Annotated in this window: 16 protein-coding genes and 1 tRNA gene; 5 read left to right on the forward strand and 12 right to left on the reverse strand. The window is 38.6% G+C overall.

Annotated features, from left to right (window positions below; translation table 11 throughout):
* Nucleotides 1-186: transposase (locus tag HZC31_08385; protein ID MBI5003376.1), on the forward strand; the 186-nt coding region annotated here is incomplete at its 5' end.
* A gap of 116 nt (nt 187-302) precedes the next feature.
* Here HZC31_08385 and HZC31_08390 read toward each other — a convergent pair.
* From HZC31_08390 to HZC31_08405, 4 genes are all read right to left on the reverse strand, one after another.
* Entirely contained in the window at nt 303-851 is a 549-nt protein-coding gene (locus tag HZC31_08390; GenBank protein ID MBI5003377.1) for a signal peptidase I, read from the reverse strand.
* A gap of 224 nt (nt 852-1075) precedes the next feature.
* Nucleotides 1076-1480 carry a hypothetical protein gene (locus tag HZC31_08395; GenBank protein ID MBI5003378.1) on the reverse strand — a complete coding sequence of 135 codons (405 nt, stop codon included), beginning with the start codon at nt 1478-1480 and terminating at the stop codon, nt 1076-1078.
* Between the two features lie 50 nt (nt 1481-1530).
* Entirely contained in the window at nt 1531-1926 is a 396-nt protein-coding gene (locus HZC31_08400; protein ID MBI5003379.1) for a hypothetical protein, read from the reverse strand.
* A gap of 500 nt (nt 1927-2426) precedes the next feature.
* Nucleotides 2427-2777 carry a peptidyl-tRNA hydrolase gene (locus HZC31_08405; protein MBI5003380.1) on the reverse strand — a complete coding sequence of 117 codons (351 nt, stop codon included), beginning with the start codon at nt 2775-2777 and terminating at the stop codon, nt 2427-2429.
* Between the two features lie 110 nt (nt 2778-2887).
* Here HZC31_08405 and HZC31_08410 point away from each other — a divergent pair, with 110 nt between their 5' ends.
* Nucleotides 2888-3511 carry an HD domain-containing protein gene (locus tag HZC31_08410; GenBank protein ID MBI5003381.1) on the forward strand — a complete coding sequence of 208 codons (624 nt, stop codon included), beginning with the start codon at nt 2888-2890 and terminating at the stop codon, nt 3509-3511.
* A gap of 220 nt (nt 3512-3731) precedes the next feature.
* Here the strand turns inward: HZC31_08410 and HZC31_08415 are convergent, their stop codons facing one another.
* The 6 genes from HZC31_08415 to HZC31_08440 all read right to left on the reverse strand — a co-directional run bounded on the left by HZC31_08415 (nt 3732) and on the right by HZC31_08440 (nt 8808).
* Complete coding sequence (locus HZC31_08415; GenBank protein MBI5003382.1) at nt 3732-4961, reverse strand: amidohydrolase; 1230 nt, start codon at nt 4959-4961, stop codon at nt 3732-3734.
* Nucleotides 4962-5050: 89 nt separating this feature from the next.
* Nucleotides 5051-5242, reverse strand: a complete 192-nt coding sequence (locus tag HZC31_08420) for a cold shock domain-containing protein (protein MBI5003383.1) — start codon at nt 5240-5242, stop codon at nt 5051-5053.
* 140 nt (nt 5243-5382) lie between these two features.
* Nucleotides 5383-5916 (reverse strand): DnaJ domain-containing protein, encoded by a 534-nt coding sequence (locus HZC31_08425; GenBank protein MBI5003384.1) that lies wholly within the window; start codon nt 5914-5916, stop codon nt 5383-5385.
* A gap of 11 nt (nt 5917-5927) precedes the next feature.
* The gene (locus HZC31_08430) at nt 5928-6614 is read right to left on the reverse strand and encodes a diphthamide synthesis protein (protein MBI5003385.1); all 687 of its coding nucleotides are present in this window, start codon (nt 6612-6614) and stop codon (nt 5928-5930) included.
* Nucleotides 6615-6640: 26 nt separating this feature from the next.
* Nucleotides 6641-7270, reverse strand: coding sequence for a hypothetical protein (locus tag HZC31_08435; protein MBI5003386.1), 630 nt, complete (start codon nt 7268-7270; stop codon nt 6641-6643).
* A gap of 38 nt (nt 7271-7308) precedes the next feature.
* Nucleotides 7309-8808 (reverse strand): hypothetical protein, encoded by a 1500-nt coding sequence (locus HZC31_08440; GenBank protein ID MBI5003387.1) that lies wholly within the window; start codon nt 8806-8808, stop codon nt 7309-7311.
* 106 nt (nt 8809-8914) lie between these two features.
* Here HZC31_08440 and HZC31_08445 point away from each other — a divergent pair, with 106 nt between their 5' ends.
* On the forward strand, nt 8915-9907 hold the full coding sequence (locus HZC31_08445) for an Lrp/AsnC family transcriptional regulator (protein MBI5003388.1): 993 nt from the start codon (nt 8915-8917) through the stop codon (nt 9905-9907).
* Here the strand turns inward: HZC31_08445 and HZC31_08450 are convergent.
* Together HZC31_08450 and HZC31_08455 are read right to left on the reverse strand one after the other, a co-directional pair.
* The gene (locus HZC31_08450; protein MBI5003389.1) at nt 9904-10452 is read right to left on the reverse strand and encodes a hypothetical protein; all 549 of its coding nucleotides are present in this window, start codon (nt 10450-10452) and stop codon (nt 9904-9906) included. The genes HZC31_08445 and HZC31_08450 overlap by 4 nt on opposite strands.
* Before the next feature lie 46 nt (nt 10453-10498).
* Nucleotides 10499-11464: an FAD-dependent oxidoreductase gene (locus HZC31_08455; protein MBI5003390.1), complete on the reverse strand. Its 966-nt coding sequence runs from the start codon at nt 11462-11464 to the stop codon at nt 10499-10501.
* Nucleotides 11465-11649: 185 nt separating this feature from the next.
* Between HZC31_08455 and HZC31_08460 the strand changes: the two genes are divergently transcribed.
* Both HZC31_08460 and HZC31_08465 read left to right on the forward strand, forming a co-directional pair.
* A tRNA-Ser gene (locus HZC31_08460) sits at nt 11650-11734 on the forward strand.
* A gap of 45 nt (nt 11735-11779) precedes the next feature.
* Nucleotides 11780-11920, forward strand: a complete 141-nt coding sequence (locus HZC31_08465) for a hypothetical protein (GenBank protein ID MBI5003391.1) — start codon at nt 11780-11782, stop codon at nt 11918-11920.
* Nucleotides 11921-12056: the final 136 nt, after the last annotated feature.

A 12056-nucleotide genomic window follows, 5' to 3' on the forward strand; every position in this document is an offset into this window, starting at 1 on the left:
CGTGGAGAAGAGGCGAAAGATATCAAAAAATCTGCAAGAAAAAAAGCACGTAGATGGGTTGTTGAACGTACACATAGTTGGTTCAACCGATTTAGAGGGTTATTGATTCGTTGGTCTAAAAGACCAGATGCTTACATAGGCTTATTGCATCTCGCATGTGGAATAATTACATGGAGGTCAATCTAATGGGATAGGCTCTTAATTAATCCAGAAGGAAAGATTGCCTTTGTGTGGGAGAAAGTCAGCGTGACTAGGCATACAGATGATGTGAAGAAGAAAATTATGGAATTGCAGAAGTAAATTTAATACACCACTGCAACCAATATTCCCTGCACATCGTCAAAGCGAACTTTTTCTTTGTCAGGAATTGGATTATTGTCACCTTTCACCACATAATAAACACCAAATTCATCGTTCTCAATCGCGATAACGCGATGAATCACGACCCCATTTCCAGACCTATAGCTGATCACATCACCAACATGAATGTCCTCTTCAGAATCTGGTTTAATTTCAATCCCATTCGCGCCAACATCAAGCAAAGGATCCATGGAATTCGTGTCTGTAAAACTGCTCCAAACAGGGTCATCAACGTCAAGCACAACACGATCATCATAGACACGAATCTGTTCTTCAGTAATATGATCATTAGGAGACATAATCTCTGAAGAAGAAAAAGTCAGAAAATTATTGACTTTTTCAAGAACACCATCCTGCCCAGGAACAATAACATTTTCGTCCGAAGAAGCAGAAAAATCAAGATATAAGGAGTGTCCAATCCAGCCAAGAGCGACAGCTGAAACAACAACCAAATAGATCAATACATGCCCCTTAAATAAACCCCAAGCCATGGAGCAAAGAAACCAAACATGCTTTTTAAAGGTTGTGAGTTTTATGACTGGTGAGTGAAAATTAGTGCGTTGCTATGTCTGCTAGTAAAAGTGCGAGATTAAACATATACAAGTAAGGAAATATGGTATCAAGAGGGAGCTTAGGAATAAAATATTTCCGTACATAATAAAGAAGAATGCATACTAACACAATTACCCAAAATAAAGCCATAAGTTCCATACACTCACCTTGATAAGATCTTTTCTTTGATAAAAGCCATATCTGCCTCAAGCCTTGGGAGACATTCTATTTTATTTTTCATGGAAGCAATATCTGTTTTCATAGATGATATATCTGTTTTGACTTCGCCCATCTCTCTATCAAGAGAATAGACTTTTCTCTTTAATGGATCAAGATATGCTTTCCAAACAGCAAATGCAGCAACAAGTCCTTCAAAAGTCCATTCCCACCAAGGATCAATACCCCACGATGAAGGAAGCACAGGGTCATTAGTTACTAATGCCAAAAAGAAAAGAACTGCCTGAAAAACAACAAGGAAACCAAAAAGTCCTGAAAAACGATTGTTACAAACCCTGTTGAGTAATGCAAGCAGTATCAACAACAGGATCACAAACCAAAAAAGTATCATAAAAATCATTGTACCTCACCTCCTATAAATACATTTTGTCATCATAATCCCTACTCATCATAGTTCACATCATACCCAAAAGCAAAACCGCCGTTCTTCTGTATCTGTTGCATCGTATAAATTCGTGTTTCCATGTATTCATGCACATCTTCCGCGTATTGGTCAATCGCAAGTTCATACACCCCGTTAGGCGCATGCTTTAACGCAACGCGAGCGCCATCATACAATTCATTCATGTAGCGATCGGGATGCTGATCAATTTGTTGATGCGCATATGCGGCGATCGTAGAAAAATCGCCAGCAGCGGTCATTGCTTCTAATTGAGAAACAGTTTCAACGCGCGTGTCTTCTTGTGGCTTTCCAAACGCAGTAGTGTAGCCAACGGTCGCGCAGCTTCCTACAATAAATGCCAGAGGCAAAAGTACTTTTCCCATTTTTTGTTCCATAAATTCTCACCTTTTTGTTTTAAAAAAATGAGGGAGGACTGTCCACCACAGACATCGCAATGCGTGCACTGCTTGCCTCCCTTGCAAATATACTAGAACGAACTTATTAAAGGAACTTCCGACGAGTTTTCCGAAAATCTTACGGATGGTCCGAAGGATTTTCGGATAAAGCGAATAAGTTTCGGTATTTCTGTTTTTTCACCTGTTTTTTTCGGATATACCGAAAGAATTTGTTCGATTTTCTGCAGAAAGTTTAGTACTCAGCAGTATCTTTAGGGAGAATAATTATAAAAAAGACATAGGGATTCACAAGGACAGCAAGGCGACTCAAACAACAATAAAGCAAACAGTTGCTCAGCAGCAAAAAAGGATACACGCACTAGAAGACCTTTTACTGTCAGGGGGACCCATTGCCGCAGCAATGGGGTTTTGTTATATTTTTAATAGAGCATAATGAAAAATCAAGAACAAAAAGAATATTAAAAAAATCAAAAAACCAATCACAACATCTTCAATTCAGCAGTAATCACATCAATGTCCTGTTCATCAGCAGGACCCAATGCGCAGCAGGTTTCTGTGCCAGGAGCAACAACAGTGTGTCCAGCGTCAGTAATCAGCGCAGTCACAATGTCCGCGTCTTTCGCGAGCTGCATATATTTTTTCATCTCTTTCAAGTCTTTGACTTTGAGAACTATTTTTTTCATCCCTTCTGAGCGCCAAGACTTCACCATCTCTTTATCTGAACGAAGCACTGCTTCAACACACGCGTGACCAACTTGCGCGGCAAGTTTTCCTTTCGGAAGTTTCAGATCATCGCGAACGATGATCACTTGTTTGTATTCTTTGGGCATAGGTTCTTTCCATCCAAACACCTATTTAAAGTTTTGGTTGTCCAATTCCTTATATATCCTTAAGGAATTGTGTCATTAAACTTAAATAGATAATTTCATAACGTTCTATTATGGTCTACGTTGTGCAGCCGACAACAAAGATGCTTTTTTCTATGATTCTTGAAGACACAGCAGTGCAGGATTTTCTTGGAGCGATGGAGGTACACCATAGAGAGACCGCGCTTCATAGCAAAAGAGTGGGATTATATACCCTGGACATGTATGTACAAGGATATATGGCTACAGAAAGTGGCTTAGTGGTCATAAATCAAGATACTATCAACGAAGCATTACGCTGGGGAGCTGCGGGAGTATATCATGATGCGGGAAAATTATTAACTCCTATTGAAATACTAGCAAAGCCAGGAAAGCTCGATGAAAAAGAAAGAGCGAAAATGAATAGGCACCCTCTCCTTGGACTTCAGATTTTAGATGAGTATACAAGAGATGAAGCAGCGTATCATGCTGCAGTAGGACACCACGAATATAAAACAAGAGCATCATATCCACGACACAAAAGAAGAGGAGAAGATGAACTTGTCGAAGCAGTTGCGCTTGCGGATTTCTACGATGCGCTGGCAAGTAGACGAGGATACAAACCTGCATTTTCAAAAGAAGATATAGGAAGAATTATGCACGAAGAGTTTAATGGAAACCCACAACACCTTGATGAACTGTTAAGAAGAGCTGCATAACACGGAAACGCCACTTACATTATGCTTGTCTATTGTGGACTTGTCCACAATTCCACAGATTCTTTTTTTAGGAATCTGTGTTATCCCATGCCTTTAGGCATGGGTTTTACGGCTCGCAAACTAATGGTGGCGTTTCCGTGGGATGTAAAATCGGCGCTTACGGAATCTCTGCGCTACATCCTCGCACTAAAATGCAAGGTTTTGCGCCGATTTTTCATAGTTATTGGACTTCTTTATTCTTCACCACAACTTTTCCATCAACAACAACAGTAGAAACATTTCTACCAGTAGTAGAATAAACTAAATGAGAAAGAACATTCTCCTGCGAAAGAGGCCAATGATTTTCAGCAACATCAAGGCAGATAATGTCTGCCTTCTTCCCAACTTCAAGAGAACCAATCTCATGACGCATACCAATCGCGGCAGCGCCGTCAATCGTTGCCATATCAAGCAACTTTTGCACAGGAGCAGCTTTTGGGTCCCAGCGATGTTGTTTATGCAATAATCCGCAGATCATCATTTCTTTGAACATGTCCATAGAATTGTTTGACGCGACAGAATCTGTTCCTAAACCAACAACAACCCCTTCTTCAAACATTTCCATGAGTGGAGTAACGCCACCAGAAGAAAGTTTCATATTTGAAACAGGACAATGTGCAACAGCAGATTTGTGCTGGGCGATAATACGAACTTCTCCTTTTGTCAGCCAGATGCTGTGCACAAGAAGTGTTTTTTCATTTAAAAAGCCAAGAGACGCGAGATATTCCGCAGGAAGTTTTTTGTGTTTGTCAAAACAATCAAATCGTTCTTCTCTCGTTTCTGCGAGGTGGATAGGAGTTAGAAGATTCTTTCGATGACAATAATATTTGAGGTCCTTCAAGGTCTGTTCATCACAAGTATAGATGGAGTGAGCGCCTAAGCCAAGAGTAATAAGAGGATGAGAAAAGTCATCAATCAGCTTCTTTGCAGCAGCAAGCTGTTCTTTCGCGTTTCCTAAAAATCCATAAATCACTGGACAAAGAACTGCGCGAAGAGAGTGTTTTTTCACCCCAGCAAGCACAGGTGCAATAGGAGTATACATTTCAACGAATGTTGTTGTTCCTGAAAGCAGCATTTCTTTGCATGCGCTTTCTGCGTTTTGTTGAATCTGTTTTGGAGTGAATTTCTTTTCAGCAGCAACGACTTTATCAAGCCATGCGGGAAGTTCTTCATCATCGCAAATGCCGCGCAAAGAATGCATTCCTATGTGCGTGTGCGTGTTGATTAATCCAGGCATAACAATCTTGTCAGAACAATCGATTGTCTTTCCTTTTATTTTGTTTCTTCCCTTTGTTTTCAAATGTTTGCCAATTTTCGTTATCTTATTCCTTTCTATGAGAATATCAACATGTTCAAGAATGTCTCTTTTTTCATTTTGCGTGACGACAAATCTGCAGTTTTTGAGGAGCATAGGGTAATAAATATGAAGATGATTTTAAATGTTTGGGAAGGAATTGAAAGAAATCAAAATTAAAAAAATAAGAGAAGAAAAAAATATAATTACTCTTTCTTCACATTAACTGCTTTTGATCCCCTATCTCCTTGTTCTACATCGAAGGTAACAGAATCATTTTCGCGTAAAGTGACACCTTCTGCGAGTGCTGATTTGTGGACAAAAACTTGTGTTCCATCTTCAGCAGTAATAAAGCCAAAGCCTTTTGCTTCATTAAAAAATTTTATAGTTCCTTTCATGTTGTTTAGCTCCTTGTTTTGTTCATTTCTAATTTCAGGGACAGAATAACAAACGTGTTGAATAATTAATCAACAAGTAGTTAAAAAGACCCTAATATTGTATAGATTGGAGTGTTTATTTTTAAATGCTTCTAATAATTTCACTGCAACTCTCTTTTCAGCATTTTATGCGCGCGGTTGATCGCTTTGAATTTCTCTGTATCGCCACCATCCATGTCAGGATGATTTTTCTTGGCAAGCTCCTTATACTTTGCGTTGATGATGTCCATGTTCGTCTCAGTAGGATCAACACCTAAAGTAAGACGTGCTTGTTTACGTTCCTCTTCGACATCATCTTCTTCTGAAAAAGAGCTGAAGAATTCTTCAAGTGTTTTGTGTCCAGAAAGGTAGGCATTAACTTCAAGTTCAATGACTTTGAAAACAATATAAAGGTTTTCCACATATTTGTTCGCGATTTTGTAGCTGTAGTATAAACGACGACCATCCATATACCACGTCGCAGACGCAGGCGCGTTCTTGAACGCGCTGACATCTTGTGGAATATCAATATCATCTTCTGTAAGACCAAGTTTTTTAAGTGTCAAAATAATATTGTTTTTGTACTGCACTGCTCGCCTGTCATACGAATCGCGAATAGTAGGAGTATTGAGATCATATCCTTTAATTCTAATTATTGCCATTGTTTTCAAACCATCTCAAAGACATCTTCCAAATTAACCATGGGTTTGTCTACTTTATTTTTATCATCAATCCCGATGCGCGGGCATGCGCTATTCACCCAGCACTGGACAAACGGAAAATTATTCATCTGCATAAAGTCAACAGTGTTGGATAACAAGAGATAGACTTTTTTTCCTTTTGCTTCGCATTTTCCCTTAAACAATAAACAGCGTTTCATAAACTGTTGTCCTGGTTTTGTCGAGATCAAAACACCAATGTTATCTGCTTCGAGAAATTTCATGATAGCAATTTTATGTTGCTTGACAACCGCATCAATATCCTTGCGATCAAAAAGAACCATCTGCTTTGTGTAAGGATTATAGCAGTAAATGGGTTTTTGATTTTTTATCGCGATCGCTTGCGGATGAAACTGACCATCGCCGATATACAAAAACGCGGGAGCGGGATAATCAAGATATTCGCAACCTAGAATCTGTCCAGCACGCTGGGTGTGTTTGCCTTTCAAAAGGTGGACTGTAATGCCCGCGTCCTTTAATTGCTGCAAAACACCATGAATAGAGTCAATGAATTGAATAGAGTCAATGAATTGAATCGTCGTAAATAACCCTACTTCTTTCGGCAATTGTTTAATCTGCTCGTCAGAGAGCGCAATCTCCATCGCGACGCGCGCTTCGAGGAATAATGTCTTCATGAAGGAGTAAAAATAGAGGTTGTCTTTTAAAGGTTTGGTTGAATATGGGACAAAAGATATTTTCCAACAAATGCTGGAGTTCCCCCGCATTCCCACTCTTCTAATGGAAGAGGCGTATCAGAAGTGCGATTTTCTCGTATAATATCCTGTATTCTTTTGTCAAAACCAGATTCAAGAAAGTCCTGATTGTGAGAAACAAGCTGACGAACAGCATCAGGAGTATGATTTCCTTTAAGATAAAAAGGAACGTGCATAAGATGTGCAAATGAAGCTGCAAGAGTTGATGCAGAAAAAATTACTTTGGCGCCAGGCTTATTTGAAAGACAATGATAATAAAAAGGAACGAAATTATTTCCGGTATTTTCGTCTATTGATATCTCTCGAACCTGATACCTCTCTTCATATGCGCCCATCTGCATCATACGAACACAAAGATCAACTTCAGCAAAGTGCCTGCCATTGATTGCAGTAGGAAAATCGCCATCTAAAATATAAATATCAAAAAGCCGTTCTGCTGTTATTTTTGCAGCAGTTGAATAGTCATAAGCAAGGGTCATTTTCTTCAATAAAGCTGCCAGGTCAAACCCCTGCTCAGCGGCAATACGGGCAATAATATCAGGATGATCTTCAACCCAGAATATTGTGTTGTAACTCATAATGAAAAGAAAATAGACACTGCTTTTTAAAATGATGTTTATATGATCAAAGGTTGAGAAATATAAATGTGGGTAAGCAATTCTACTCGCTCCTCTAATCCTGCTTTTTGTGCGCACGTTATAGCACTGAAAAGCAATTCATTAATATTACTCTTCATACATTTTCTTATACTCTCCTTCAGCATATCGGTATCAAGATATGTGTAGTGACCTGGAGGTATAGTTATAATCTCCACCAGCTTCCCCACCTCATCATAAGACTTTGTTTGATACCCAGGCTGAACGACACCACGACGACAATTAGAAGAACCATCGTTCGTAATTTTGACTTTCAATTTATTTCTTAAATGAGTATTAAATGCTTCTTTTTCATATGCATAACTCGCCTTTGTATATAATTCTTTTACTATTTCTGTGTTGTCTATCCCTAAAGCAGTTCCGAGAAGTTCGGCATAGTGAACAGCTTCAAGATAAGCATTTCCAAGATCAAGTTCTGATTTTTTTTCTACGTCTTCAGTATGTTGAAGCATCAAAGAAAATACTTTTCCACAGAGGTCTTGTCCTAATTTTGACTTGATAAGATCTGTTCCTTCTGCAATTTCCAATGTACGTTTCATACCCTCAAGTTCATCCTTCTTCGCATCAGATGTGACGCAATATTTGTAAAATTTATTGTAGATCATTTCAAAGAGTTCCTGACCTAGTGCTCTTACTTCAGGATGAGGACTGAGTTGAGCGTCACGTACAATCCTTTCAGCAACATTGAAACTATTAAGGGAGTCTTTTGCATTTCTTTTAGTATCACTCAATCTAAAATAGCAGTCGAATTCTAGCGCAGTGGTATAATATGCGATTGCGTGATTTCTTGTTCCAGAGAATACCGCGTGTTTAAGTTTAATTTCATCGGGAAATTCTGTTTCATCTTTATTGAATTTTCCATTGTAAACTCTTACCATTTTACCATTACAATATTCGATATTCCTACATGCATTCCATTTGGAATACAGTTTTTTTAGATAGGAAAGCTCAAATTCATCAGGTCTGTTAAGAGCCCAATCAAAAGCATACTCAAGCGAAGAAGCACGGGTAGTAAATACATCTACATGCAACTGAGCAATATTCTTATCAAATCTTAAAGCATATCCTTTTCTGATAGTACCATTATTTTCCAAGCAATGCAATAAGTCAGAAATATATTCTTGAACAGGGGTATTAAAGAAAAAATTAGTATACTTAAAGTAATCTGCTTGTTCTTCTTGTAAATCAAATAAGCGCAAAGCTTTATCAAAAAGAGCAAGCATATTCTCGGTAAGAACATCCGTTATCAAAGTCTTATCTATTTTATTAGCTAGATTATAGAAACTCCTCAGAAACATACCTAAATTAGCATCTAGAGGACCCGCTTCAAAATTCAGTTCCATTTTCATAACTGCATCACATATTGACGCATAGTCTTCTTTATCAGAACCATCTTGTCCTGATTGGTCTAACTCATTGCAGAGTACTTCTAGTGTTTCCGGCAATAATAATTCTTTCATTTTAATCACTACTTACAGGTTAAGACAACCATATTAATAAAATTACTCCTTCTATTTTTTATCAAATAGAAAAATTTATAAGCTATTTTATCTATTTAATAAAAAAATGACGCAAATTGATGAGAAGGATAGGAAAATACTTCGCGCTTTATTCGAGAACGCAAGAGCTTCTTTTTCCCAGATTGGTAAAAAAGCCAGACTCAGCAAAGAGGTTGTTCATTACCGCGTCAAGCGGCTGTTGGAGCAAGAGTTTCTGCTGGGTTTTAACACAGTAATTGATGTCAAAAAACTTGGCTGGCAGATTTATTTTGTGTATATACAACTGAAGAATATTGATGAAGAGAAAGAGAAGGAATTAATCAATCATTTGTGTACGCATCCGAATGTCGCATGGGTAGTAAAATGCATAGGAGAATATGATCTTTTGATAAAAATATTTGTTCGCTCTTACCCGGAAATGGGACAAGTTATGAAAAGAATCGAGTTGGAATATAAACAAGTCATTGATCGTTACGCGATAAATTATGGCGTGGAGGAAATTCCAGTGCCCGCGACGTTTCTTTATGGTGCCGCAGGAGGAGAAATTTATCCTTTGCTCACGGAACAAAAAGAAAATGTTCCTCTTTCAGACATAAATAGAAAAATACTTGCAGTAATAGCGAAAAATGCGCGGCTTCAAACAATACAAATAGCAAAAGAAGTGAATGAACCTTGGGAAACAGTAAAATATCATTTGAAGATGCTTGAGAAACAAGAGATTATCCTAAAATATAGACCCAGCATTTGGAAAGGAACAAAAGATTTAGGGTACCAATGGTGCTTCATCACATTGCAAGTGGGTTATTTATCCAAGGAGTTAGAAAAGAGATTGTTCCAATATGTTGTGACGCATCCAAATGTGACGTATTTGTATAAAACTTCTGGAAGCAGTGAAATGCAAATTGAGATTAAAATAAAAACAACAGACGAGTTAAATCAAATATTAATGGAAGTGCGGGGAATCTTAAAAGGAGCGCTGAAGAGGCATGAGCTTTTGCTTATTCTGCATGAATATAAGTACACGTACTTCCCTGAATGCCTACAGTTGAAAAAAAACTAAAATGATTGAGGAGTGCCAACATATTTTCTGAATTCTTTAGTATCAGCGGCAAAAGAAGCGGCATAAAGATGTGTTTGCCGCTCTTTCAGTTCACCATCAATAACAACTCGCTGGACAATAGAAAACTCCAATGGTTCATCGAGAGAACAAGGATGAAGAGTTATGTTATACCCACGTCCAAATCGAGGGCGCGTGGGAGCAACAGAAAGATACAGATTTTCAGGAAAAGGCATTTCCCGCTCGAGAAGATCTCCCAAATCCACAATAAAGAGTTCTTTTTTTTCTCGAGAAAAAGGAGAAAGATACGCGGGTTCCCAAGGAGCGGCGTGTGCAGTAGCGTCAAGAAGTGCATACGCAGTAAGAGTATGCCCGAGAAGATAAACATGTACTTTTCCATCTGCGTAACGGGCAAGAAAAGAGGATTGATTGAGTAAATCTTGTCTTTTCCACCTATCTCCTGTTTTCTCGGCTTTTCTCCGTAAACTGCCATTATCGCTCCACCATCTTTTTTGTGGATCATAAAAACCATCGAGTTTGAATTCCATTTTAAGAAGAAACGCAAGAAGATTAAAAAAGATTTAGGCTAAAAAATCAATCCCACAACTTCTCATTGTCATTCACATAGATATACGCGGAATAGACAGCAAGAACACCTTCCGCGACACCAGTGATTGCTTGCTTAAAGCGAGTGTCACAAACATCTCCTGCTGCGTAAAAACCTGGAACATTGGTTTGCGCGTCTCTATCAATGGGAACTTCTCCTTTGGTGTTTAACGTAACGCCAATTTTCTTCGCGAGATCGGAAAGCGCGATGTGTCCTATTTCAATAAAAAGCGCGTCAAGCTTGAACTCTTTTTTTCCATGATACGGTTTGTCAAAGACAACTGTAGTAATATATTTCTCTCCTTTGACTTCAACAACATTGGTCGTGCTGATAATTTCAATTTTCCCTTCTTTAATTTTTTTCTCAATACGAGTCATGTTGACAGGTTCTGGCCTAATTTTTTCTCCACGGTAAATGATGTATACTTTTTTACCCCATTGGGTTAAAAGCAGCGCCTCTTTCGCGGCGGAATCAGATCCCCCAACAACGCCGATAATCTTTTCTTTGTAAAATGCGCCATCGCAAAGCGCGCAGGTATGCACTCCTTTGCCAAAATAATTGTCTTCTCCAGGAACACCAAGTTTTCGTGGCTTTGTTCCTGTCGCGAGCAATACTGTTTTTGCTTTGAAAGAGGATCCATTCTTTGTAGTAACAGTAAAAATGTGTTTCTTTTTGTCCTGCGCAATATCATTGACAAGACCATCTTCAATATCAATGTCATATTCTCGCGCGTGCTGTTCAATGTTATCTGCAAGTTCTGGACCAGTGAGTTTTTTGAAACCAGGATAATTCTCCACATCATCAGTGAGCATGATCGTTCCACCAGGAGTATCACCAACAATTAGTGTTTTGAGTTGCATTCTGCCCGCGTACATTGCAGCGCCCCAGCCAGTCACTCCTGTCCCAATAATAAGAATGTCATACAGTTGTTTTGGATTGCCTTTGCCGACCATGGAAGGGTTAGATGATGATTTCTTTATATATTTTGTTGCTCCGTATCGTATTAAATCTTAGAAGACGAGACACGCACCAGCAAAACTTCTTTGTAGCCAAGCATCGCAAAAAGTATCTTCATATATTTATTAAAAGAAATCAAGAAAAGACATTTAAACTTCCCGAAAATTATACTTATTATATTGCCGGCGTGGCACAATCTGGCTACTGCGGTGGTCTCGAAAACCACTTCTCGAAAGGGAGTCTCGGTTCAAATCCGAGCGCCGGCGTCTTTTTACAAAAAATTTATAAGAAAGGATGGTTTATTGATTATTATGGAAACAGAAACAGTATGTATATCCACAGAAGAATATGTTCACTTAAAGAAAAAAGAAGAGATCGCAGATGATCTCCTCCTCCAATTAGAAGCAAGTCTGAAAGATTTAGAAGCAGGACGAGTGAAACGAGTAAGGTAATTAGCGAATAAAACTAAGAGCCTATCCCGAAAGGAATAAATAGTAGCTTTCTCATTGAATAGATATTAGGGAATGGGTCACGTGAGAATGAGAAGAGGTGACCCGATGGGATTAGTTGTTAGAGATGATGGTTGGA

This window comes from Candidatus Woesearchaeota archaeon (assembly GCA_016214075.1).
Lineage (GTDB): Archaea > Nanobdellota > Nanobdellia > Woesearchaeales > DSVV01 > JACRPI01.